At 67.1% G+C, this 24,212-nt stretch carries 19 protein-coding genes; 13 read left to right on the top strand and 6 right to left on the bottom strand.

What is annotated here, in order from left to right; translation table 11 throughout:
- The first annotated feature begins 14 nt into the window (after positions 1 to 14).
- From A5780_RS20740 to A5780_RS20710, 7 genes are read left to right on the top strand one after another with little or no spacing between them, the layout of a single operon-like run.
- Complete coding sequence (locus A5780_RS20740) at positions 15 to 1,034, top strand: MlaD family protein (RefSeq protein WP_146102255.1); 1,020 nt, start codon at positions 15 to 17, stop codon at positions 1,032 to 1,034.
- On the top strand, positions 1,031 to 2,041 hold the full coding sequence (locus tag A5780_RS20735; protein WP_064909331.1) for an MlaD family protein: 1,011 nt from the start codon (positions 1,031 to 1,033) through the stop codon (positions 2,039 to 2,041). Before A5780_RS20740 ends, A5780_RS20735 begins: the two co-directional genes overlap by 4 nt.
- Positions 2,029 to 3,069: an MlaD family protein gene (locus A5780_RS20730; RefSeq protein ID WP_064909330.1), complete on the top strand. Its 1,041-nt coding sequence runs from the start codon at positions 2,029 to 2,031 to the stop codon at positions 3,067 to 3,069. The genes A5780_RS20735 and A5780_RS20730 overlap by 13 nt, the downstream gene beginning before the upstream one ends.
- The gene (locus A5780_RS20725) at positions 3,069 to 4,163 is read left to right on the top strand and encodes an MlaD family protein (protein ID WP_064909352.1); all 1,095 of its coding nucleotides are present in this window, start codon (positions 3,069 to 3,071) and stop codon (positions 4,161 to 4,163) included. The genes A5780_RS20730 and A5780_RS20725 overlap by 1 nt, the downstream gene beginning before the upstream one ends.
- 17 nt (positions 4,164 to 4,180) lie before the next feature.
- Positions 4,181 to 5,224, top strand: a complete 1,044-nt coding sequence (locus tag A5780_RS20720) for an MlaD family protein (protein WP_064909329.1) — start codon at positions 4,181 to 4,183, stop codon at positions 5,222 to 5,224.
- The gene (locus A5780_RS20715; protein ID WP_064909328.1) at positions 5,221 to 6,180 is read left to right on the top strand and encodes an MlaD family protein; all 960 of its coding nucleotides are present in this window, start codon (positions 5,221 to 5,223) and stop codon (positions 6,178 to 6,180) included. The genes A5780_RS20720 and A5780_RS20715 overlap by 4 nt, the downstream gene beginning before the upstream one ends.
- A 32-nt stretch (positions 6,181 to 6,212) precedes the next feature.
- Complete coding sequence (locus A5780_RS20710; protein ID WP_064909327.1) at positions 6,213 to 6,809, top strand: hypothetical protein; 597 nt, start codon at positions 6,213 to 6,215, stop codon at positions 6,807 to 6,809.
- Between the two features lie 31 nt (positions 6,810 to 6,840).
- Here the strand turns inward: A5780_RS20710 and A5780_RS20705 are convergent, their stop codons facing one another.
- From A5780_RS20705 to A5780_RS20695, 3 genes are all read right to left on the bottom strand, one after another.
- Complete coding sequence (locus A5780_RS20705; RefSeq protein WP_231983032.1) at positions 6,841 to 7,308, bottom strand: pyridoxamine 5'-phosphate oxidase family protein; 468 nt, start codon at positions 7,306 to 7,308, stop codon at positions 6,841 to 6,843.
- 101 nt (positions 7,309 to 7,409) lie between these two features.
- Complete coding sequence (locus A5780_RS20700) at positions 7,410 to 9,455, bottom strand: NADPH-dependent 2,4-dienoyl-CoA reductase (RefSeq protein WP_064909326.1); 2,046 nt, start codon at positions 9,453 to 9,455, stop codon at positions 7,410 to 7,412.
- 49 nt (positions 9,456 to 9,504) lie between these two features.
- Positions 9,505 to 10,659, bottom strand: coding sequence for an acyl-CoA dehydrogenase family protein (locus A5780_RS20695; protein WP_064909325.1), 1,155 nt, complete (start codon positions 10,657 to 10,659; stop codon positions 9,505 to 9,507).
- Positions 10,660 to 11,396: 737 nt separating this feature from the next.
- Between A5780_RS20695 and A5780_RS20690 the strand changes: the two genes are divergently transcribed.
- The 5 genes from A5780_RS20690 to A5780_RS20670 are packed head-to-tail and all read left to right on the top strand — an operon-like array spanning position 11,397 to position 18,269.
- A complete protein-coding gene (locus A5780_RS20690; protein ID WP_064909324.1) occupies positions 11,397 to 13,019 on the top strand; it encodes an acyl-CoA carboxylase subunit beta in 1,623 nt (540 codons plus the stop codon).
- A 4-nt stretch (positions 13,020 to 13,023) separates the two neighbouring features.
- Positions 13,024 to 15,003 carry a biotin carboxylase N-terminal domain-containing protein gene (locus tag A5780_RS20685; protein ID WP_064909323.1) on the top strand — a complete coding sequence of 660 codons (1,980 nt, stop codon included), beginning with the start codon at positions 13,024 to 13,026 and terminating at the stop codon, positions 15,001 to 15,003.
- Positions 15,003 to 15,806: a TIGR03084 family metal-binding protein gene (locus A5780_RS20680; RefSeq protein WP_064909322.1), complete on the top strand. Its 804-nt coding sequence runs from the start codon at positions 15,003 to 15,005 to the stop codon at positions 15,804 to 15,806. The genes A5780_RS20685 and A5780_RS20680 overlap by 1 nt, the downstream gene beginning before the upstream one ends.
- A gap of 11 nt (positions 15,807 to 15,817) precedes the next feature.
- A complete protein-coding gene (locus tag A5780_RS20675) occupies positions 15,818 to 17,641 on the top strand; it encodes an acyclic terpene utilization AtuA family protein (RefSeq protein ID WP_064909350.1) in 1,824 nt (607 codons plus the stop codon).
- Complete coding sequence (locus A5780_RS20670) at positions 17,634 to 18,269, top strand: TetR/AcrR family transcriptional regulator (protein ID WP_082976609.1); 636 nt, start codon at positions 17,634 to 17,636, stop codon at positions 18,267 to 18,269. Before A5780_RS20675 ends, A5780_RS20670 begins: the two co-directional genes overlap by 8 nt.
- A gap of 156 nt (positions 18,270 to 18,425) precedes the next feature.
- On the opposite strand, the gene A5780_RS20665 is transcribed toward A5780_RS20670, so the two are convergent.
- Positions 18,426 to 19,208, bottom strand: coding sequence for a nuclear transport factor 2 family protein (locus A5780_RS20665; RefSeq protein ID WP_064909321.1), 783 nt, complete (start codon positions 19,206 to 19,208; stop codon positions 18,426 to 18,428).
- 199 nt (positions 19,209 to 19,407) lie between these two features.
- On the opposite strand from A5780_RS20665, the gene A5780_RS20660 reads away from it, so the two are divergent.
- Positions 19,408 to 20,784 carry a cytochrome P450 gene (locus A5780_RS20660; protein WP_181068603.1) on the top strand — a complete coding sequence of 459 codons (1,377 nt, stop codon included), beginning with the start codon at positions 19,408 to 19,410 and terminating at the stop codon, positions 20,782 to 20,784.
- Positions 20,785 to 20,913: 129 nt separating this feature from the next.
- Here A5780_RS20660 and A5780_RS20655 read toward each other — a convergent pair whose 3' ends face one another.
- Entirely contained in the window at positions 20,914 to 23,076 is a 2,163-nt protein-coding gene (locus A5780_RS20655) for a molybdopterin-dependent oxidoreductase (protein WP_064909320.1), read from the bottom strand.
- A 157-nt stretch (positions 23,077 to 23,233) separates the two neighbouring features.
- Positions 23,234 to 24,016 carry a nuclear transport factor 2 family protein gene (locus tag A5780_RS20650; RefSeq protein ID WP_064909319.1) on the bottom strand — a complete coding sequence of 261 codons (783 nt, stop codon included), beginning with the start codon at positions 24,014 to 24,016 and terminating at the stop codon, positions 23,234 to 23,236.
- Between the last annotated feature and the right edge of the window lie 196 nt (positions 24,017 to 24,212).

Raw genomic sequence — 24,212 nt, 5'->3', positions numbered from 1 at the left:
ACACAATTCCCGGAATGGCGACCTCGCGGCGCCGGGTGCTCGCGATCGGCTCCGCCGTGGCGGCGGTGGCAATGGGTGTGACCTTGACCTGGGCAGGCTGGCGCGGCGGCGACGGACAGATGCGCGTCGATGTGCTGACCGAGCAGATCGGTGACGGCATCGTCGTCGGCTCGCGCGTCCAGATCGACGGGGTAGCGGTGGGAGCCGTCGGCAATATCGCCGAGGCGGGTCCCGGTCGGCAGCGAATCACACTGGCGCTCGACGACTCCGGAATTCCCGGCCTCACCGATCACCTGGCTGTCGATTATGTGCCGAGCAACCTGTTCGGGATCAGCGAGCTCCGGTTGTCGCGTGGCCAGGGCGGCACCCCGGTGCATGCCGGCTCGATCGTGGATCTGACTCGCGCGCAAGCGAATCGAGTACACGACGCCACCATGGGGGCCCTGCTGCGGTCGCTGTCCGACGTGCTGCCCAGTGTGATGACCCCGCAGCTCACCCAACTGCTGACCCAGGTAGCCACCGATGTGAAGGCCTTCGCCCCGATCCTCGAAGCGCTGATCACCACCACGCGCCTCGCCGCCGAAACCCAGCGGCTGCTGCCCTCGGAACTGTTCGGAAACTATGCGCAGGGCCTGTCCGGCATTCCGTCACTGCTGTCCGGAAGTGTGGTGCAGCTGACCAGCTTCGGACGGATCCAGGTATTGCGCACCGACCGGCAATGGTTCGACGACGGTGTGAGCCTGATGTCCGATCAGGTCTTCCCTGCCATCGGCTCGACCGCCGATACCGCCGAGCGATATCTGGGGCCCTACACCGACATGCTCGCACCGTTGTTCGCGGCCCTCGCGCACACCGTGCCGGATCCACAGCGTTCCGGCGCGGAGCTGCGGCAGCTGCTCGATGCGATCGGCGGGGCCTTCCAGCCGTCTCCGAACGGGCCCGTACTGAATCTGGATGTGACCCTGCGTGGTGTGCCCGGCCTCGCGCAGCCGTTGCGCGGCACCGTGCCCGGTGCGGGCGGAGGTGCGCGATGAAGTCACTCACGGCTGTCACCTGGCGGCTGGCGCTGTTCACGGCGGTGATGCTGGTGCTGGTGACGGTGATCGTGCAGGCCATCCAACGGCCCGTGGGCGGTGCGGTCGACCACTACACGGCGTTGTTCACCGACGCCAACGGGCTCGCGTCCGGTGCCGACGTCCGCATGTTCGGCGTGCAGGTCGGCAAGGTCGATGCCGTCAGCCTCGACGCCGGCAACAAGGCCCGGGTCCGATTCACCGTCCGCCACGACCGGCCGGTGTACGACACCAGCACGCTGGCCATCCGCTACCAGAGTCTGACCGGCCAACGTTATGTCGATGTGCGGCAACCGGATCGGCCCGGAACCCGGCTGGCCGCGGGCACGACCGTCGGCGTCGACCACACCACGCCGTCGTTCGACATCACCACATTGTTCAATGGGCTCAAACCGGTCTTGGCCGAGTTCTCACCCGAGGCGCTGAACCAGTTCACCAGCAGCATGCTGGCTGTCGTCCAGGGCGACGGGGAGGGTATAGGTCCCGCACTCGACGCGATCGACAAGCTCAGCGGCTATGTCACCGACCGGCAGGCGGTGATCTCGGTGCTGATTCACAACATGCGCATCGCGGCCGACCAGCTCGGTGGCCGGTCCCCGGAGGCGGTCACACTGCTCGACGGACTGGTCCATGTCTTCGTCGTGCTGCGGCAGAAGATGGACGGAGTGGTCGAGCTGGCGGTGACCGGGCCTCCGGTGCTGAAACCACTCGACGAGCTGGCGGCGACACTCGGCCTGACTCCGGGCGCCGACCCCGACTTCGACACTGCGCTACGGGCGGCGTTCCCGGACCCGCAAGCGGCGGTGAACCTGCTGGGCAGGCTGCCCGGCCTGCTCCAGAGTTTGAACGATCAACTGCCCGCGGCGAATTCGGCCGCGCCATCACCCTGTTCGAAAGGGAACGCGCCGGTACCGGCGGCGCTGCAGGTACTCATCGCAGGACAAAGGATTTCGGTATGCAAAGGCTGAGCAGACTCCGCACGGGGAGGGCGGCACGCAACCGGCCCCCCGCGGACCACGCGCGGGCGCGAGCGCGCCGCGAACTGCGGTTCGGTATCGCGGGTCTGGTTGCGGTCGTGGCGATTCTGGCCGCCGCCGGCATCGTCTACGTGCTTCCGCTGGGCAAGTCCACCTATCGGGCCGAACTCGCCGAGGCCGGGTCGGTGAAGGCCGGTGACAGTGTGCGGGTGGCCGGCGTCCCGGTGGGGGAGGTGAGCGCACTCGACCTGCTCGACGATCGGGTACGCATGACGTTCACCGTCGATTCGCACGTTTTCATCGGAGACCGGACCACCCTCGCCATCCGCATGCTCACCGTGGCCGGCGGCCACTATGTCGCTGTCGCGCCGGCAGGCGCCACGGCACTGGGATCGAAACCCATTCCCGTCGACCATGTTTCGCTGCCCTACAGCCTCGAGCAGACCTTCCGGGATGCGGCCGCGCCGATCGCGCATATCGACGCGGGCACCCTGCGGGAGAATCTCACCGCCCTGCAGCAGGCAACGACCACCACGCCCGAGGGCATTCGGAGGATGGGGGCGGCACTGGACTCGATCGTCACGATCCTGCAGCAACAGAATTCCGACATCTCGCGAACGCTCGGTGTCGCATCCGAATTCGGCGCCGCGCTGGACTCCGTGAAATCACAGATCGGGCAATTGATCGGCAGTATCGGCAGCATCGAGACCATCGCGGCCGGCAAGCGCGCGGAGATACGCGAGGCGCTGTCCCTCACCGCCGACCTGACCGCGCGGCTGGCGGCCCTGGAACCGGGCTGGAAGAACACGCTGCAGCCCATGTCGGACGCTCTCGTCACCGCCTTGCCGCAACTGCAGGAGCTGGGAAAACGTCTGGACGGTGTGCTCGCTTCGCTGCACGGGATGGGCCAGCGCCTGCAATCGTTGATCGGTCCTGCCGGAGTCGTGACCGTGGACCGGTCGGCGGCGCCGATGTCACTGCCGGCCGTCTGTATTCCGCTGCCGGGACAGGGGTGCTGATGCTGTACCGCTTTCTCGCCTCGCGTGGGTTCATCTCGATCTTCGGAGTGTCGGCGTTGGCCGCGGCCGCGGTTGCCGCCTACCTGACGGTGGTCGCACCACCTCGGGCAATGCAGAGCTATTGCGCGATCATGCCCGACGCCATCGGTCTCTATCCGGGCAATCACGTGACGATGCTCGGTATCACGGTCGGCACCGTCACCGCCGTTCGGCCCGAAAACGGCACGGTACGAGTGGATTTCACCGTGGAACGGGACCATCCGCTCAAAGGCGCGGTGAGCGCGACAACCTTTTCCGACACACTCGCGGCCGACCGCAACCTTGCCGTGCTGTCGGACGGAAAAGCCGTGAACCGGTGGAATCCCGGTACCTGCGTCACCAAGACCCTGACACCCAAAAGCATGACCCGGACGCTCGCCGCCATCACCGATCTGGCCACCCAGCTCAACGCCGACGGCGGGCGTGCGGTCTCCGGGAGTGTGAACGCCCTGAACAACGCCACCGTGGGCACCGGGCCGCGAATGAACGAGCTGATCGGCAAACTCGGCGCGGCCCTGAATTCCCCGGACGCCGCGATCGGCCACATCGGCGAACTCATCGACGCGCTGGCATCGCTGTCGTCCAGCGCCCTGGCCAACTGGCCCGAAATCAAGGCCACGCTCGAAGGATTCGGCCCGCTGTTCGATCAGACCGACAACGAAATCCTGTCGGAGGGGGACGTCATCGGCAAGCAACTCCGTGTTCTGGTGCCGTGGATCAACGGTCTCGCGCGTCAATACGGCGGACCGCTGCTCGGCGGAATCGATGCTGTCGCACCGTATCTACATCTGCTGGCCGCCCATATCGGCAGTGTCCGCGAACTGATCGGGATGGTTCCGGCCGTGGTGTCGGCGTTTACCAGATCGGCGGATCCGGTGACGGGCGCGCCGACAGTGGTGTACGCCGCTCCCCGCGTCGCGGTGCCGCAAGGCGATGCCGATCGGCTCTGCGCCGCGGTGAACGCGGCCATGCCCGGGAAATGCGCCTCCGCCGGTGACGGGATGGCCGACCTGAATCTGGCGGGAGTCGTCCTGGGACTGGCGGGCGCCCGATGAGACTCACGATCTCGGCAATGCGACTTTCGGTGTCCGCGGTGGTGGTGATCGCGGGATCCACGTTGGCCGGTTGTGGCTTCGATCCCACATCGATCCCGGTTCCGGGCAGTACCGTCTCGGGCCCCACCTATCGAGTGCACATCGAGTTCGCCACCGCGCTCAATCTGCCGGCCCATGCCAAGGTGGCGGCGAACGGGCGCACGGTCGGCAGCCTCGACAGTGTGCGAGTGATCGACCCGGTCGCGAACCACGAGGGGTATGTCGTTGCGGACGTGGACATCTCGGAGGGGGTCCGGTTACCGGCGTCGACCACCGCGCAGTTGCGGCAGAGTACCGTCCTGGGCGATATCTACATCGCGTTGACCACCCCTGCGGACGGGTTCGGCACGACGATCCCCGGTAACGGACTGATCCCGCTCGAGCGAACCCGCCCGCCGCTGCAGATCGAGGATCTGCTCAGCGGGTTGGCGACCTTCGTCGGCGGGGGAGCCGTCACACAGTTCCAGGACATCGTCGATCGGATGAACGCCACCCTGCCGGCCGACCCGCGCGAGACCGCCGGCCTGTCGAGGCTGATGGGAACCGATTTCACCGATCTCGCGGCCAATCTGGACCAGGTGTCGGCGCTGGGCCGCACGGTGGCGGTCGACGTCGATTCGATCACGCAGGTGCGTGACGATCTGGCCGAATTGCTGTCGAAGGAAGGCGCGACGCAAGTGACGGTGGCGACGACCTCGATCGCTCGGATGCTGGGCGTGCTGGGGGCGATCGGTTCGATCACTCAGGGCATCGGCTGGCTCGCGCCCATCGCCGCGTCGGGCGACGCCGCGGCCGAAGCACTTGTCCCCCTGTTGTTCACCTCGCGGCCTCTGGACCTGACCGCGCCCTCCAACCTCAACCGGCTGGTGTCGGTGTTGCGCGACGACCTCATTCCCTTCGTCGAGCACGGCCCGAAGGTGAACATCACGGGCGTACACGTCACGGACGCGGAGCCGAGCCCCGCCGACGACCAGGTGGATCGAATCCTGGCCACCCTGCGCATGATCGGAGCCGTCCGGTGAAAGCCAGTTCGCTGCTGTCGCTCGGGGCGATCGCCGCCGTTTTCGTCACCGGTGCGACGTACATGAGTTTCGGTGTGGTGCGCGTCGACTGGCTCACCAGGTACGACACCTTCACGATGGCGCTACCGGACTCGGCCGGCCTGGTTCCGCGTTCCGCGGTGCTGTTGTCGGGTGTGAAGGTCGGCGAGGTCGCGGCCGTCTCGGTCGCGAACACGGGTGCGCAGGTCCGCCTGCGGGTGCGCGACGACTACCGCATTCCGGTAGCGAGTTCGGTGTCCATCGAGCAGCTGTCGGCGCTGGGTGAGCCGTACGTCGAGTTCGTTCCGAACGGCGCGGGCGGGGCATATCTGCGCGACGGACAGCGCATCGACACCGCGAAGCTGACCGCGCCGCCGTCCATCCCGGAGATGGCGCGCGCGGTCACCGATCTGCTCGCTCAGGTGGATCCGAAAGCCCTTGCTGCCCTTGTCGATACCTTCCATCAGGGTTTGGCCGGCACCGAGGCGATCGTGCCGGAGCTGTCACGATCGACCGATCTCCTCGCCGCCACGCTGCTGAGCCGGACACCGCAACTTCGGGCGTTGATGAGCAATCTGCAGGCACTCGGTGCCGACATCGATTGGATGGGCGCGGACATGAAGGCCGGCGGGCCGTACTGGGGGCAGTTCGGCGTGGGCGTGAAGCAGGTGGTGGACACCGTCGAATCGGTCTTCCGTGTCGGGAAGTTCCCTGACGATTACGTCACCGGTACCGGCCTGGCGCCGCTGTTGCCGCAGCTCGATTGCCGGCTCCAGAAGATCGGACCCGACCTGCTCGCGCTGGCGCCGGCACTCCGGCCCGCCGTCGCGGATGCCACCGATGTGGCCGCGCGCATCGATCTCGGCAGCCTGATCAGCCAGGCGGTGCACGCCACCGGCGACGGCCGGTCGCTGAAGTTGTCCATCGACGTCAAATGATCCATCGATACATCCAGTGAGGCAGAGCGACAATGGCAACCGAAACCCTCGACCCGAAGACCGGCACACCCGACGACGCCCCTGCTGCGTCGTCGCGGAGTACGCGACGGACCGTCTCACTGCGACTGTCCACGGTGGCGACCGCGGTTGTCGCCCTGGTCGCGGCCGCCGCGATCGCGGTCCTCGCCACCTTCCTGTGGTCGGCGCGCGGCGATATCTCCGCGCGCGAGGCGGCCGACAGTGACCGTGCCAAGGCCGAGCAGGTCGCCTCCGACTACGCGGTGGGCGCCTCGACGATCGACTACAAGAATGCCAACGCCTGGCTCGGCAAACTCCAGGCCGGCACCTCCGCGCAGCTCGCGGACAAGTTCAAGGCCACCGCGCCGCAACTGGAGGCGATTCTCACCCCGCTGCAATGGAATTCGACCGCGCAGCCGATCACCGCGAAGGTGATGTCGGAGTCGAACGGCGTCTACAAGGTCGACGTGTTCCTCAACGTCTCCTCCACCAGTGTGCAGACACCGCAGGGCGGCCAGACCACGGTCACCTACAACGTCGCTCTGGACCGGAATTCCGGCTGGAAGATCACCGATGTCGGCGGTATGGACGGTGCGCTGCCACTGAAGTGACGCCCGGTGTCCTCGCCGATGCCGTTGCCGGTCAGCGTTTTTCGAAACGGCCGGTTCGCCGCCCGAGCCGGATTCGGTAGACCGACGCGTGGCCGCCGCCGGCCGACCCCGCGTCGTGTTCCGGTGGACTCGTACTGCTGGACAGCAGCGGCAGCAGCCGGTCGACGAGCAATCGCATGCCCGCCTCGGCGTCCGGCCCGCTGAGTTCTTCGAACGTCCCCCAGGCGATCACGCTCTGCCAGTTCGCCAGATTGTCCACGTGCTCGACCTCGAAGCAGACATCCGGGTGGGCGCGCATCGCGCGCAGCTTGTCTCCGTCGGCCGAATGCCCGTACACACACTCGCCGTCGTAGACGTAGGTGACGGGGACGACGTACACGTGGCCGTCGCTGAGGCAGCCGATACGCCCGACCACCTCGCTGCGCAGCACCGACTCGATCTGTGAATCCTTCAGTTCGCCCAGCATCACCGGCACCTCGACTTTCTTCTGCGTCGGCACCCCGCTCCGACAGACCTTTCTTCGTTCGAGAGTGCCGTCCGCTGTCGGGTGTCGACAGGGCCGAAATGCCCTTCTCCGCTCGGTGGCGGCGGCCCGGCGTGTCAGACCGTCAGCGCGGCGCGGGTGGCTTCGTCGATGGCCCCGACGGCGTCCAGTTCGGCGGCCACGTGTGCGCCACCGATCAGCTGAGCGTCGATGCCCCGTTCGGTGAGCGCGCGATGCAGCGAGCGGTTGCTCTCCTGGCCCGCGCACACGACGACGGTGTCGCAGGCGTGGACATAGGTCTCCCCGGCGATGCGGTAACGCAAACCCCGGTCGTCGATCCCCTCGTATCGCGCTCCGGTGATCTGGGCGACACCCGCCTTGCGCAGCCGGCTGCGCAGGATCCAGCCGGTGGTCTTGCCGAGACCACGGCCCATCGGTTCGAATGTGCGCTGGAACATGGTGATGTCGTGGGCGGGCCGGTGGTTCGCCGGCGGGCTCGTGACGTCGCCGCGCAGACCCGAATCGGCTTCGGCCACACCCCATTCGCGCAGGAACATCTCGGCGTCGAGGGCGAGTTGCGGATTGCCTACGAGGAATTCGGCGGTGTCGAATCCGATACCACCGGCCCCGATGATGGCTACCCGCCGCCCCGGGGTCACCCGGCCGGTGAGGACGTCGACGTAGGAAACGACGTGAGGATGGTCGATGCCGGGGATATCCGGTTGCCGTGGTGTCACGCCCGTGGCCGCAACAATGTGGTCGTAGTCTTCGCCGGCCAGCTCCTCGGCGCCGACCGGTTTGCCCAGGCGCACGTCGACACCGACACGCTGCAGACGAACCCGGTAGTAGCGGATCGCCTGGTCGAACTCGGATTTGCCGGGGACCTTCCTGGCCATGTTCCACTGCCCGCCGAGCTCGTCGGCCGCGTCGTAGAGCGTGACCGCGTGGCCGCGTTCGGCCGCGGTGAGGGCATAGGCCATCCCGGCCGGTCCGCCGCCGACCACCCCGATTCGCTTACGGACGGCAGCGGTTTCGGTGATGAACTCGATCTCGCGTCCGGCCCGCGGATTGACCATGCAGGAGGCGGTGCGGTCGGTGAAGATCCGGTCCAGGCATGCCTGGTTGCAGGCGATGCACGTGTTGATCTCGTCGGTCCGGCCGGTGCGGACCTTGGCCGCGAAGGCGGGATCGGCCAGCAGTGGCCGGGCCATGGACACCAGGTCCGCGGTCCCGTCGGCGAGCAGGGTCTCCGCCACGTCCGGGTCGTTGATCCGATTGGAGGCGATCACGGGCACCGTCACCGCGGCCTTGACGCGCCGGATGGCGAAGGCCCAGGCCGCTCGTGGAACGCCGGCGGCAATGGTGGGCACCGTGGATTCGTGCCAGCCGATGCCGGTGTTGACGGCGTCGGCGCCGGCCGCCTCGACACGGCGGGCGAGTTCGGTGATCTCGTCACCGGTCATGCCGTCCTCGACGAGGTCTATCGCCGAAATGCGGTAGATCAGAAGGAAATCGGGGCCCAGACGCTCGCGGATGCGGCGCACGATCTCCACCGGCAATCGGAGCCGGCCGTCGAGATCGGCGCCGAACTCGTCGGTGCGATCGTTGGTTCGGGGTGAGATGAACTCGTTGACGAGATAGCCCTCGGAGCCCATGATCTCGACTCCGTCGTAGCCGGCCTCGCGCGCCAGTTCGGCGGCGCGGACGTACTGGGCGATGATCTCCCAGATCTCCGCCGTGTCGAGTACCCGTGGCGCGTATCGGTTGATAGCGGCGCGTTGCGCGGACGGGCCCACACACTCGGGCACCTTGGCGTAGCGGCCGCCGTGCAGGAGCTGCAGCACGATCGAGGAGCCGGCATCGTGCACCGCGGTGCATACCGCACGGTGGGTATCGAGCTCGTGCGCGTCGTCGATGACACCGGAATCGTGGGCGTCGAAGCGGCCGTCCGGATGTGGCGAATAGGCGCCGGTGATGATGAGGCCGATCCCGCCTCGGGCTCGTTCGGCGTAGAAGGCGGCCAGTCGCTCCGCCGGCCGATCGACGGTTTCCAGGCGGGTGTGGATGGCGCCCATCACCATGCGGTTGGGCAGCGTGACCGGGCCGAGCCGCAACGGGGCCAGCAGGTGTGGATGAGCATCGGAGGAGGACGGTCGCGTCACGGTGTGCTCCAGGATCGAGGGGTGAGTGTGGTTCGACTCGACGGCCGGGTCAGTAGGATTTCGGCAGGCCCAGGCTGTGCTGGGCGATGTAGTTGAGGACCATCTCGCGGTTCACCGGCGCGATGCGCAGCAGGCGCGCGAGACCCCAGAGGGGGATCAAGCCGTACTCCACCGACATCCCGTTGCCGCCGTGGGTCTGAATCGCCGCGTCCACGGCGGCCAGTGCGGCTTCCGCCGCGGCGTATTTGGCCATGTTCGCCGCTTCGCCGGCGGGTTGACCCTGGTCGTGCAGCCACGCGGCGCGTGCGGTGATCAGTGCGGCAGTCTCGACCTCGATCTTGGCCTTCGCCAAGGCATGTGAGACACCCTGATGAGTCGCGATGGGAGTGCCCCATACGGAACGGTTGCGGGCGTAGTCGGCCGCTCGCTGCAGTGCGTAACGCCCGATGCCGACGCACAGCGCCGCGCCGACGATACGTTCGGGATTGAGTCCATGGAAGACCTGGACGAATCCATCGCCTTCGCTTCCGACGAGCCGATCGGCGCCGACCCGGACGCCGTCGAAGAACAGGGTGAACTGTTTCTCGGGCAACTGGGCGGCGACCGGCAACTGCTGGCACACCAGGTTGGGCGCGTCGGCGTCCACGATGAACAGCGACAGGCGTCCACGTCCGCTCTGGGGATCGATTCCGGTGCGTGTGACCACGAGGATCGCGTCGGCTTCGTCCACGCCCGAGATGTAGTACTTGGTACCGCGCAGCACCCACTCGTCGCCGTCGCGTTCGGCGCTGGTGGCGATGCGGTGCGAATTGGAGCCGGCGTCGGGTTCGGTGATCGCGAAGGCCATCTTGGTTCGCCCCGCGGCAAGCGGCGGCAGCCACCGCGCCCGCTGCTCATCGGTGCCGTAACGGGTGATCACCTCACCGCAGATCGCGGCGGATACCAGCAGCAGTAGCAGCGGACAGCCGGCGGCGGCCGATTCCTCGCACACCACCGTGAGTTCGGCGAGCCCTGCCGCGCCGCCGCCGTACTCCTCCGGCAGGTTGACACCGATGAAACCCGCATCGCCCAGCGCCTGCCACAGTTCGGTGGTGGGCTCGCCCGTCCGGGCCTTCTCGGCGTAGTAGTCACCGCCGAACTTCCGGACTACGGCGGCCACGCCCGCACGCAGCGCGGCCTCGTGTTCGGTTTCGATGAATTCCATCAGTGCTCCTTCGCAGTCGGTATGGCGGAACTCGCTGGGTCCCCGTAAAGGTGTTGCGCGCCAGCGCTTTTCGATGTGGTCGGTGGAGGATGTGCCGCCTCGTCCGGAGCCTGGCGACGACGACGTCGACGGCGTGGGCGCGGCGAGGGCGGTCTGGCGGCGAGGGGCCGATCGGGCATCGTCGCCGTCCGGTCGTCCGCAGAATAGTAAGTTACTTCGAATTCACTAAAAACGATAGACCTCATCGCTCGGAGTAACAGCGATGGGGACTGAGCTGGGCAAATAGGTATAGTTGTGACTCGATTCACTTCGGAAGCGGAGAAACCTCTTCCTTCTGGTGAATGGTCGTTGCGGTTCTCGAGCGTGGTGCCGGGCCCTCGGGTTTGGACAGCGTGATGAGGCTCTCGGTGTCGCCCCTGGTTCTCGGCCCGGCTTGTCGAATCGACACGGGCTCGGCATCTGATCCTCGCCACTTGAACGAGTTCTATTGTACGAGAGAGGATTATGTGCCGTTCGACGTGCCGATGAGGGTGTTGTGCGTCGTTCCAGCCGCCGGTGATGTCCGGCTACCGCTGTCGAGAGCCGGGTCGTCACAGCGGCGGAGAGCTGCCGGCGATGCGGAGACGGCCTGTTGTGTGGGCCGCTGAATCCGTGTTAACTTCTGTCGAAGTGAATCTCAATTTACTAACTGTGGGGACCGGTGGCGGTGTACACGTCCGCGTCGGAGAAGGAGCTACATGAGCACGACCACGCGGTCCGAGACCAGTCCTCTTCGCTCTCGGCTCGACACCACGTCCGAAACCTTCGCCGCCAATCGAGAGGCCCAGCTCCGCAACCTCGCGGAGTTGAACAGCCAGCTCGATCTGGCACGTGCCGGTGGCGGCGAACGATACATCCGCCGGCACCACGAACGTGGACGGCTGCTCGCTCGCGAACGCATCGAGTTGCTACTGGATCGCGATGCTCATTTCCTCGAGCTGTCGAGCCTGGCCGCCTGGGGCACCGAGTTCACCACCGGTGCGAGTGTCGTCACCGGTATCGGAGTCGTCGCAGGCGTCGAGGTGGCGATCATCGCGCACGACCCGACCGTGCGCAGCGGTGCGATGAACCCGTGGTCGTTGAAGAAGACGTTGCGTGCGCTCGACATCGCGCGCACCAACCGCCTTCCGGTGATCAATCTGGTGGAATCGGGCGGCGCCGACCTGCCCAACCAGGCCAATCTGTTCGTTCAGGCCGGTCAGATCTTCCACGACCTCAGTGACCTGTCGGCCCGCGGAATCCCCACGATCGCATTGGTTTTCGGCAACTCCACCGCCGGCGGCGCGTACGTGCCGGGCATGTGTGATCACGCCGTCCTCGTCGACCAGCAGGCGAAGGTGTTCCTCGGCGGCCCGCCGCTGGTGAAGATGGCGACCGGCGAGGACGCCGACGACGAGGATCTCGGCGGCGCCGCGATGCATGCCCGCGTGTCCGGCCTCGCCGACCATTTCGCGGTGGACGAGCACGACGCCATCCGCATCGGCCGCCGGATCGTCTCCGAACTCAATTGGCGCAAGCGGGGTCCCGGACCGACGTTGCCCGCCGACCCACCGCTCTACGATTGCGAGGAACTTCTCGGCATCGCGCCCGCGGACTTCCGGGTGCCGTTCGACCCGCGCGAAGTCATCGCTCGCGTCGTGGACGGCTCACGCTTCGGTGAGTACAAGCCCGAGTACGGCACGAGCCTGGTCACCGGGTGGGCATCCATCCACGGATTTCCCGTCGGAATCCTGGCCAACGCCAACGGCGTTCTGTTCAGCGAGGAAGCGGAGAAGGCCACCGAGTTCATCCTGCTGGCCAACCAGACCGACACCCCGCTGGTCTTCCTGCAGAACACCACCGGATACATGGTGGGGACCACCTACGAGCAACGCGGCATCATCAAAGACGGCGCGAAGATGATCAACGCCGTCACCAACAGCACGGTCCCGCATTTCACCATCAACATGGCCGCCTCGTTCGGGGCGGGCAACTACGGCATGTCCGGCCGGGCCTATGGTCCCCGGTTCATGTTCGCCTGGGTCGGCGCCAAACTCGCGGTGATGGGCGCGGCCCAATTGGCGGGAGTGCTCTCGATCGTCGGCAAGGCCGCGGCGGCGAGTTCGGGACGAGAGTTCGACGAACAAGCGGATACGCGTCGACGCCAGGAGATCGAAGCGCAGATTGCCGCGGAATCACATTCCTTCTTCATCAGCGGCAAGGTCTACGACGACGGCGTCCTGGACCCACGCGACACGCGAACTGTACTCGGTATCGCACTGTCGGCTGCGCATTCCGGACCGGTTGAGGGCCGCCGTGGCTACGGCGTCTTCAGGATGTGAGCACATGATTCACAAACTTCTCATCGCCAATCGCGCGGAAATCGCCGAGCGCGTGATCCGTACCGCCCGCGATATGGATATCGCGACGGTCGCGGTCTACTCCGACGCCGATGCGGCGGCACCGTTCGTCACGCTCGCCGACGAGGCCGTGGCTCTCCCCGGCTCGGCGCCGGCGGACACCTATCTTCGCGGCGATCTCATCATCCGCGCGGCGCAGCGGACCGGCGCCGATGCCATCCATCCCGGATACGGGTTCCTCTCGGAGAACGCGGAATTCGCGCGTTCCTGCGCCGAGGCGGGGATCGTGTTCGTCGGCCCGCCGCCCGAGGCCATCGAGACGATGGGTTCGAAAACGGCGGCCAAGGAGCTGATGGCCGCCGCCGGAGTACCGGTGCTCAACGGCCTCGTGGTCGACTCCGACGGGACGGTCGGGGGCCGCCCACTCCTGGAGGCCGCCGCGGCGCTGGAATTGCCGCTGCTGGTGAAAGCCTCATACGGGGGTGGCGGCCGCGGCATGCGCATCGTCCGTGAGCTCGGGTCGCTGCCGGAAGCCGTCGAACGCGCCCAGAGCGAAGCCGCTTCCGCTTTCGGCAACGGTGCGGTCTTTCTCGAGCACTACGTCGAGCGGCCGCGGCATATCGAAGTCCAGGTCTTCGCCGACGATCACGGCAATACGGTGCACCTGTTCGAGCGCGAGTGCTCGATCCAGCGTCGCTACCAGAAGATCATCGAGGAGGCGCCCTCGTCGGCAGTCGACGAGAGCCTGCGCGACAAACTCGGTAGCGCCGCGGTCGACGCGGCGCGCGCCATCGGGTACCGAGGTGCGGGGACCGTCGAATTCGTCATGGATCCGGCCGGCGACTTCTATTTCCTGGAAGTCAACACCCGTCTGCAGGTCGAGCACCCCGTCACCGAGGCGGTGACCGGGACCGACCTGGTCCGCGCGCAGCTGCTGGTCGCCGAAGGCAAACCGCTACCGCCCGAAGTACTTTCGCCGACGCTGCGCGGACACGCGGTGGAAGTGCGGCTCTACGCGGAGGATGTAGCGGCGGGCTATCTGCCCTCGACCGGCACGGTGCACCGCTTCGAGGTGCCCGACCTGCCGGGAATCCGGGTCGACTCCGGTATCCGCTCCGGCTCGCGGGTCGGCGTGCACTACGACCCGATGCTCGCGAAGGTCATCGCGCACGGAGCCGATCGTGAGCAGGCGGTGCGCCGCCTGGGCCGGGCGCTGGCGGAGACGGTTGTGCATGGTGTGACCACGAATCGTCAACTGCTGGTATCGATCCTGCGCGAGCCCGAATTCCGGGCCGGTGCGATCGACACCGGCTATCTGGACCGCCACGACCATGTCGCCATGAGTCGCAGCAACGACCCACGTGCCGAAGTCGTGCACCTGATCGCCGCTGCCCTGATCGGAGCGGCGCGCCGGAGAGGCGGCGTCGGCATATTGCCTCAGCTGCCGGCCGGATGGCGCAATGTGCCGAGCAGCGCCGCCTGGGCGGCGTTTCGAACCGACGACGATGCCGAACACCGCATCGCCTACGACCTGCGGCGCGGTGTGGTCAGCGTCGACGACGACGAACACACGGTCGTGGTACACGACTGTGACTGTGGGCGAATCGATCTCAGCGTCGACGGTGTGCGGACCGTGGTGCGATCGTCTCGCGTGGCCGACACCGAATACGTCGACAGCGGACTGGGCTCGTCGACGCTGATCGAATCACCCCGGTTCACCGACCCCGCCGATACGCAGGAGGCGGGATCGCTGCTCGCCCCGATGCACGCCACCGTGATCCGGACGGCCGTCGACGTGGGGGATCCGGTCGCGGCGGGCGCTGTCGTGGTGGTGCTGGAAGCCATGAAGATGGAGCACACGGTCACCGCGCCCTACGACGGTCTGGTGACCAGCCTGCCGATCGAGGTCGGATCCACGGTCGAAGGCGGCGCGGTGCTCGCCGTCATCGAGGAGAAGGGCCACTGATGAGTGTGGATTCGACGGTTCTTTGTGAGGATTTGCGCGCGGAGGGCGCGGTAGTGCTCGACGTACTGGAAGCCCTCGGCCCGGATCAATGGCGTCTCGCCACCCCGGCAACCGGCTGGACGATCGCCGACCAGGTCAGCCATCTCGCCTACTTCGACGACGCGGCAACCCTCGCGGCAACCGACCCGGAACGCTTTCGGGTGGAGGCGGACGAACTGGTCGCGCGCGGTGAGGATTTCGCCGAATACGTAGCGGCGCGATATCGCGACCGGACCGGTGCCGAGCTGCTGACCTGGTTCGCCGGCGCACGGGACAAACTCCTGACGACGATGGCCCAGGCCGATCCGTCGCAGAAACTCCCATGGTTCGGCCCCCCGATGAGCGCTGCCAGCTCGCTGACCGCGCGCCTGATGGAGACGTGGGCCCACGGCCTGGACATCCGCGACACCTTGGGGCTGCCGCCGGTGACCAGTGCGCGGCTTCGCCATATCGCGCATCTCGGATATGCCACGGTCGCATGGAGTTTCGTCGTGCACGGCCGCCCGAAGCCCGAGCGACAGCTGCGGCTCGAACTCGACGGACCGGGCGGAGCGCGGTGGCAGTGGGGACCGGACGACGCCGCCGACCGGATCTGCGGGTCGGCACTGGACTTCTGCCTGCTGGTCACCCAGCGCCGGCACCGCGACGACCTCGGATTGACCGTCGCAGGTCCCGTGGCGACGGAGTACGCCGGTCTGGCGCAAATATTCGCCGGGCCGCCCGGACCCGGTCGAGCGCCGGCAGCGGATGCGACCCGAGGCTGATGGGAGTGCACATGGACCACACTTCGGCACCGCGACCGGAGCACGCTGCCCACCGGCCACGGCGCGCCGTCCGGATCGCCAACTGCTCGGGCTTCTACGGTGACACCCTCTCGGCGGCACGGGATATGGTCGAGGGCGGCCCGATCGACGTACTCACCGGCGACTATCTCGCCGAACTCACCATGTTCATTCTCTACCGGGCGCGTCACAGAGATCCGTCCGGAGGCTACGCGAAAACCTTCCTCACGCAGGTGGAGGAGGTATTGGGAACATGTCTGGACCGTGGCATCCGGATCGTCGCGAACGCCGGTGGGCTGGCTCCCGCGGTGCTGGCCGACGAGATAGGCACGCTCGCCGCGACGTTGGGGCTTTCTCCGAAGATCGCCTACGTCGACGGCGACGACATCGCCGGTCGGCTCGATGACATGCGTTCGGCCGGTGCGGATTTCACGCACCTGGACACCGGCAGACCGCTGGCCGATCGCACCGATGCCCCGGTGACGGCCAACGCCTACCTCGGTGGCTGGGGCATCACGGCCGCGCTGCGGGCGGGAGCGGATGTGGTGGTGACCGGAAGGGTCACCGACGCGGCTCTGGTTTCGGGTCCGGCGGCGTGGTGGCACGACTGGGCGCCGGACGACTTCGACCGGATCGCGGGTGCGATGGCGGCGGGCCACGTGATCGAGTGCGGTCCGCAGGCGTGTGGCGGCAACTATCCGTTTTACGAGGAGATAACCGATCGGCGCTATCCCGGATTTCCGCTCGCGGAAGTCGCTGCCGACGGCTCGTCGGTGATCACCAAGCACCCCGGCACCGGCGGGATGGTGTCGACGGGCACGGTCATCGCCCAGTTGCTCTACGAGATCGGCGCGCCCGCCTATCTCGGGCCGGACGCCGTATCCCATTTCGACACCGTCGAACTGACACAGCAGGGGCCGGACCGGGTATCGATCAGCGGCGTCCGCGGGTCGGCGCCACCCGACCGGCTCAAGGTGGCGATGAACTTCCTCGGCGGGTACCGGAATACGATGACCTTCGTGATCACCGGGCTCGACATCGAGGCAAAGGCGCGTTGGGCGCGCCGGCAGATGTTCGAACTCATCGGCGGCGAAGACCGGTTCGACGCCGTCGACGTCGACCTGCTGCGGTTCGATCACACCGATGCCGCCAAGAACGCCGAGGCCACGGCGCATCTGCGGGTCAGTGTCAAGAGCTCCGACGAGCGGGTGGCCGGTCGCGCGTTCTCCGGCGTCGCGACCGCCATGGCGGTCGGCGGCTACCCCGGTCTGCACACCACCACGCCGCCCACAGCCGCCAGTGCGTTCGGCGTCTACTGGCCCACGTTGGTCCGCCGCGACCTCGTCGAGCATCGCGTCACCCTTCCGGACGGCACCGGTCACGTGATCGCGGATCCGCCCCTGGGCTACTCCTCTTGCGGCGCAACGACTTCCACCGACCGACCGCGGCCCCGCGAGGTACCGGCGGGCCCCACCCGCCGCGTGCCGCTCGGAATGGTGGCCGGGGCGCGTTCCGGCGACAAGGGCGGCAACGCGAACGTGGGTCTGTGGACACGAGACGACGACGTGTACTCCTGGCTCACGTCATGGCTCGACGTCGAGCGCTTCCGCGAGTTGGTCCCGGAGGCGGCGGGCCTCGAGGTGCGCCGCTACGAGCTTGCGAACCTGCGCGCGCTCAACTTCGTGATCGTCGGCCTGCTCGGCGACGGCGTCGCCGCGTCCACGCGTCCGGACCCGCAGGCGAAGGGTTTGGGCGAATACGTTCGCTCCCGGTTCGTCGAGATTCCCGAGTCTCTTCTGGACGGGCGTCGTGGCTGACGCCGGCAGGACGCGGGGCGCCAAGCTCACCACCGTGCGCGTCGACAACGAACCCGCGACTCGGGTCCGCGACCCCGAACGAGCCTCGAAAATTCTCGACGCTGCCGCGGATCTGTTCGCGGCCAACGGCTTTCACACCGTCAGCCTGGCCGAAGTCGGTCAGGCCGCGGGCATCGTCGGCTCCGGCATCTATCGCCACTTCTCGAGCAAGTACGCCGTTCTCATATCGCTGCTCGAGGATGCGATGACGCAACTGCTGGCCGATGCCGACGACATCCTGGCCGAAGGCGCCGACAGCGCGGTGACGATGCGCCGGCTGATCCGCAGTCAGATCGAGTTCTGCCTGGATCGTCGCCGCCACGTCCAGCTCTACCGCCACGAGTCGAATGCGTTGCAGCCCGAGGACGCGCGGCGCCTGCGCAGAATGCAGCGGCGCTACAACGAGGACTGGACGACGACGCTGCTGGAATTGCGGCCCGAACTCAGCGAGTCCGCGGCCCGAGCCCTGGTCTACGCCGCTATCGCGGCGATCCAATCGTCTGTGACATACGACAGCGGATTGAGCAGAGACGATCAGATCGACATCCTGTCCGCGGTGGCCGAAACCTGTCTGCACACGGTCTGGTAGCGCGCCCGAACGCTGTCGAAGGTCGCGCGTTCATGACGGGGCCGTGTCCGCGGCGGCCGCGCCGGGTGGTCCGGTCGTTCGGACACTGCGCGGCTGGGTGACCGATACCGGCGTGGCCGCATGCGGTCACCCGCCCCGCGTGTTCGCAGTGGTGGGCTACCGCCCAGTGCCCAACCGGCCCAGCGTCTTTCGTACCGTCGCGCCTGCTGCGGCGGTACGCATCAGGGCGTGGAACTGCCAGCTGTCGTCGCGAGGCAGCAGCATCGAGGACTGCAGTCCATCCAGAATGTCGAACAGCGTTTCCCCCTCGAACATGCGACCGGAGCTGTCGAAGTGGTAGCGATCCACGGCCGAGACCTGGACGAATCGGCCGGTGCCGGGGATCGCCGGGGCCGTGTCGTCGTACGGGTACAGCCGCAGCGGGCCGTCCCAATGCCCGCTGCCGACGTAGCGGACCGCGAAGCGCACCTGTCCTTCCGGTGTGACGTCGAGATACACCTGCCCCGGAATCGGGTCGTAACGCCAGTCCGGAATGGCGTCGAAGAAGCAGAAGTTGTATTTCACGAACTCGTCGATCCCGACCATGGTCCGGCCGAACGAGGAAACATCCTTCCATCGCACGTCCGGTGCGTAGAGCTCGTGGTTGATGCTCATATCGCGTTCCAGCCAGCTCCACCAGTACTTCTTGGTCCACTCGAGCAACCAGCTCAGCTCGACCCCCAGCTTCTCGTAGAACGCCAGTTTCGCTTCGAACTCGGCGAACCATTGCACCGCGTCGGCGGTCAGTTGATCCTCGGACCTCGAGCGCACCGGCTCGCCGCGATTGCCGGTGACGAATTCCGGCGCCGGCTGCCGCCAGCGCCGCTTCTTCAGTGCCCGTTGGAACTTCTCCTCGGAATAGTTCGAGGTAGGGCGCTGGGCGGTGCTCTTATCTGCCATCGTTTCCGTCTCCGTTGATCGGCCGGGGCGTATCTGCGGTCGTGTTGACAACGTTTGTGTCCACAAGCGATATTGATACAGGACACGGTTGTAGTCAAGATGGAGGAGAGATTCGATGAGCGCGGAGCCGACAACGAAGTCGCCGGTGTGTCCAGTGGATCACGGTGGGGGAGCACCGCGGCAGGCCGAACGAGCGGTGGTGCCCGTGACGCGGTTCGGCACTCTCGCCATGACCGGTGACGTCCTGCGCAAGGGGTTCGGGCGCGAGGACGGCATGGTCGCGCGGCTCGAGGGCCACGATTTCGCACGGTGGCGCATCGGACAGCGGCGCTGGGTGTCCATTCAGCACCCCGACGACATCGACCACGTCCTGCACCGGCACCGGGAGAACTATCCGAAGTCGCCGGATTACGAGCCGCTGCGGGGCGTGCTGGGACTCAGCCTGTTCACCGATGACGACCCCTCCTGGTCGCGGCACCGCAAGATGATCAACCCCAAGTTCACCAAGCGCCACGTCGACGCGCTGTTGCCGCTGATGGTGGGTACGACGCTCGATTTCTGCGAAGCCCTGGACGAGCGGCCCGACGGCAGCGAGATCGAGATGGTCGGACTGATGACCGACCTGACGCTGGAGGTCGCGGGCCATTCGCTGTTCAGCCAGAGCTTCCGCGGCTATTTCGGCGACGACACCGCGGAGCTGATCACCGACGGATTGCGCAAGGGGACCTGGCTGTCGCGGATCTTCTTCCTGGTCGACCCGCCGCAGTGGATGTCCAGGGCCGCGTGGAAGGTGATGCACAGCCGCAGGATTCCGACGCCGCCGCCGTTCAGCCGCTTCCAGCGCGTCGCCCGGGTGATCGACGGTGCGGCCGACAAAGTCCTGCGCGAGCGCATGGAAAACCCTTCCGACTCGCCGGATCTGCTCAACCTGCTGCTGGATGTCGCCGACGACGAGGGTCCGCTGACTCCCGAACGCACTCGGGCCGAGGCGATTTCGTTCATGCTGACCGGCTACGAAACCACCGCGAACGCGATGTGCTGGCTGTGGTACCTGCTGGCGTCGAATCCCGATGCGCGGCAGCGGATGTTGGACGAAGTCGACTCCGTCCTGCAGAAGCGCGTGGTCACCTTGGAAGACGTGCCCAAGCTGCAGTGGACGACAGCGTGCCTGGAAGAGGCGATGAGAATCTTCCCGCCGGTGTGGATGATCACTCGTCAAGCGGTCGAGGACGACGTCATCGGCGGGCATCCGGTCGAGGCCGGCGAGACGGTCGCCATCGTGATCGAGCATGTTCACCGGGACCCGCGCTTCTGGCCCGAACCCGAGCGCTTCGATCCGTCACGGTTCCTGCCGGGTGCTGATCGGGATCGTCCGCGGTCGTCGTATCTGCCGTTCGGCGGCGGCAAGCGCATCTGCATCGGCCGCAACTTCGCCCTGCTCGAGGCCGTCATGCTCACGGCGATGCTGAGCCAGAGTTATGTCTTCGACCTCGTTCCGGGACACCGGGTGGAGGCGGAGACCACCTTCACGCTGCGTCCCAGGGAGGGGATCCGGATGATCGCGAGGCGTCGTTGACGGGTGAGGGGCCGGTGCGGTCGGCGGTCGATACAGAAGGCGCCTGAACCGGCCTCCCCCCGGAAACTCGCTCGGCCGGTGGCGTGCGCTGATCGGTGATCCTCTGCGGCGCAGAGGATTTCGCCGAGCTCAGCGCTCGCGCCGGTCCTCACCGGCCTCCACGACCACCGGCACACCGTTGAGGTGAGCCATGCCCGCGAGCCGCTCGATGTCCTCGATGGCCGTCGACATCAGCTGGTTCACGTTGGCGCCGCCGGACTTGTTGGCCAATTTCCACGAGCCGCCCTCATGTCCCCACCCATGGGGCACGGCGACGGTGCCCGGCCCGACCTCGTCGGTGAGCAGCGCCACCGTCTCGATCTCTCCGTAGCGGGAGCGGATGCGCACGGGCGCGCCGTCGACGATGCCGGCCGCCGACGCGTCGGCGGGATTGATCCGGGCGGCGTGCCGGCGCTTACCCTTCATCAAGGTGGGCGCGTTGTGCTGCCAGGAATTGTGGGAGCGAAGCTCGCGCATGCCGATCAGCTTGAGCGGGAAGTCGGCGTCGACATACGGCGTGAGCCGGGCGAGCTCGGCGGCGATCTCGGGTGGGTCGAGCCGGACCTTCCGGTTGCGGTGGCGCACAGCATCATTGATCCGGCCGGTCGCGGCATGCTCGCTGAGCACGATGCCGTGCGGATTCTCCCGCAGCTTCCGCGGGTTGAGGCCACCACGGCGCAGGCCGAACCGGTCGCCGTACGAACCCAGGCGGAGGAGGGTCTCGATCATCGGCCGCGGCGTGAGCCGGATCGGGACCTTGGTGGTCAGGCCGGCCAGGCGACGCAGCGGACCGATATGGAACATGCCGATGCCGGCGCGGCGGGCGATGTCGTCGATGATCTGCCAGTCGGGCCGGGCCTCACCATAGGCCGGGACGACGGCCTCGGTGGCCTGGATGAATGTCGTGGGCGCAGCGGAGGAGACGCCGATGGGGTAGTCCTCGCGCTCGAGCCACGTGGTGGCGGGCAGGACGTAGTCGGCGTGCCGGTTGGTCTCGTTGACATAGATGTCGATCGACACCATCAGATCGAGCCGGCCGAACGCCTCGGAGAGGGCCTTGCCGTCGGGTACCGACAGGACCGGGTTGCCGGCGGTCACGATGAGCGCGCGCATCCGTCCCTTGCCCGGTGTGGTGATCTCGTCGGCCATGAGCGCGGCCGGGAAGGCGCCGAGCACATCGGGGAAGCCGCCCAGCCTCGACTTCGCGCCGGCGTAGCTCGCCATACCGGCGCGCTCGGCGATGTCCTCGGCGGGGATGACGCCACGCGAGAACAGCGCGCCTCCCGCCCGGTCGAGATTGCCGGTGACCAGCGTGAGCACGTCGATCAGGAAGCACACCAGGGTGGCATTGCGCCCCAGGCAGGATCCGGTGCGTCCGTAGGCCACCGCGCTGCGCGCCGCGGCGAAGTCGCGGGCGACGCGGCGGACATCGTCGGCGGGGACGCCGGTGATCGCCTCGGTGTCCTCCGGGGAGTACGCAGCGGCCGCCGTGCGGATCAGGTCGATCCCCGTCGACTGGCGGGCGATCGCCGCCTCGTCGGCCAGGCCCTCGGCGAATACGACGTGTAGCAGCGACAGCAGCAGCCAGGCATCGCCGTCGGGGCGCACGGCCAGGTGCTCGTAGGCGCGCGCGGTCTCGGTGCGTCGCGGGTCGACCACGACGACCCGCCCGCCACGCCGCACGATCGCGGAGAGGTGGTCCTTGATGCGCGGGGCGCAGACGGCGCTGCCGTGGGAGACGAGCGGGTTGGCCCCCACCATCAGCAGGAAGTCGGTGCGGGGCAGGTCCGGGAACGGCAGCTGGACCACGCTGCCGTAGAGCAGGCTGCTGGCCACGAAACGGCTGTTCGTGTCTTGGGAACCCGGGCCGTACAGATGCTTGGTCCCGAGCCCCTTGGCGAAGCCGATCGCCCACAGGGCGTGGGAGTAGGAGAAGGCGGCCGGATTCCCGAAGTAGATTCCGATCTCGTCGTGCGGGATCCCGCGCAGCCGCGAGGCGATGTCGTCGAGCGCCTGCTCCCAGGCGACCCGTTCGAACTCGCCCGCCGCGTTGCGCTTCAGTGGGTGCAGCACCCGGTCGGGGTCGTTCTGGATATCGGTGAAGGCGATGCCCTTGGGACAGGCCTGCCCCCGGGAGAGCGGATGGTCGGGATCAGGCCTGAGCGACTGGAGCCGGCCGTCTTCGACGGTGGCGATCAGGCCGCAGAGGGGCTCGCAGATTCGGCAGTAGGTGACATGCTTCTCGATCGGCACGCTTCATCTCGGTTTCGCTGAGGAGATCGACGCCGGAGCTGTTCTCCGGCTGGGTCTCTCGGGTTGGTCTCGCCATGAGCCACGTGAAAGTGGAGGTCGAGCACGGTGTGGGCGACTGCGCACGGAGCATGAGGTGGACGCGCGCCCGCACGCTCGATCAGTGCACGCCGGGAAGACTGCGGCGCAACCGGGCGGCCGTGTTGGGAACTCTGAGGGCGTTCATGAGCAGCTTGAACGGCAGCGAACCGGCCTCCGGGAAGACTCCGGATCCCTGCAGTCCTTCGAAGGCGTCCCACAGGGTTTCGCCCTTGTACAGCATGTGATCGGCGTTCCAGTAGTAGCGGTCCACTGCCGAGCACTGCATGAAAGCGCCGTTGCCGGGCAATGATGCGGCGGTCTCGTCGAAGGGGTACACCTTGAGGGGGCCGTCCCAGTGTCCGGTGCCGAGGTAGCGGACCATCATCTGCACGGTGCCGTCGGGGTTGACCTGAAGGAAGGATTCGCCCGGCAGCGGGTCGTAGCGCCAGTCGGGGATGGCGTCGAAGAACGCGACGTTGTAGTCGATGAACTCCTGCAGGCCGACCAAGGTCTTACCGAAGGACACCGGGTCCTTGTAGGTCACGTCCCGGGTGCAGAGCTCGGCTACGACGTCGAAGTCGCGGACCAGCCACGACCACCACCATTTCTTGGTCCAGTCGACCACCCACTGCAGGTCGTGGCCGAGCTTCTCGTAGAAGCCGATCTGCTCTTCGAACTGCTGGAACCACGTGCGCGCGTTGGCGTTGAGCTCGTCCTCGGTGAAGACCCGCTCGGCCTGAGAGCGGTTGCCGCGGAAGAGTTTCGGAGGGGCCTTCTTCAGCATCCTGCGGTCCATCGCCTGCTCGAATTTCTCCGGGCTGTAGTTCGAGGCGGGGTGCTGAGCGGGGTTCTTGTCTGTCATCGTTTCCGTCTCCGTTGATCGGGGGCACGTCTCGGCGCTGTTGACAACGATTGTGTCCACAAGGAATCCTGATGCAGGACACGGATGTAGTCAAGATGGAAGGTGTTTCGATGAGCGCGGGGGGGTGTCCCTATGGTTTTCGTCAAGTTGCTGGTTGATGTTTTGCCTGGTGACGCTTCGGTGGTCGGTAGCGTGA

Origin of the sequence: Nocardia sp. 852002-20019_SCH5090214 (assembly GCF_001665865.1) — a bacterium.
GTDB lineage: Bacteria > Actinomycetota > Actinomycetes > Mycobacteriales > Mycobacteriaceae > Nocardia > Nocardia nova.
The sequence above is the reverse complement of the archived record's forward strand: the minus strand, read 5'-3'. Positions and strand labels throughout refer to the sequence as shown.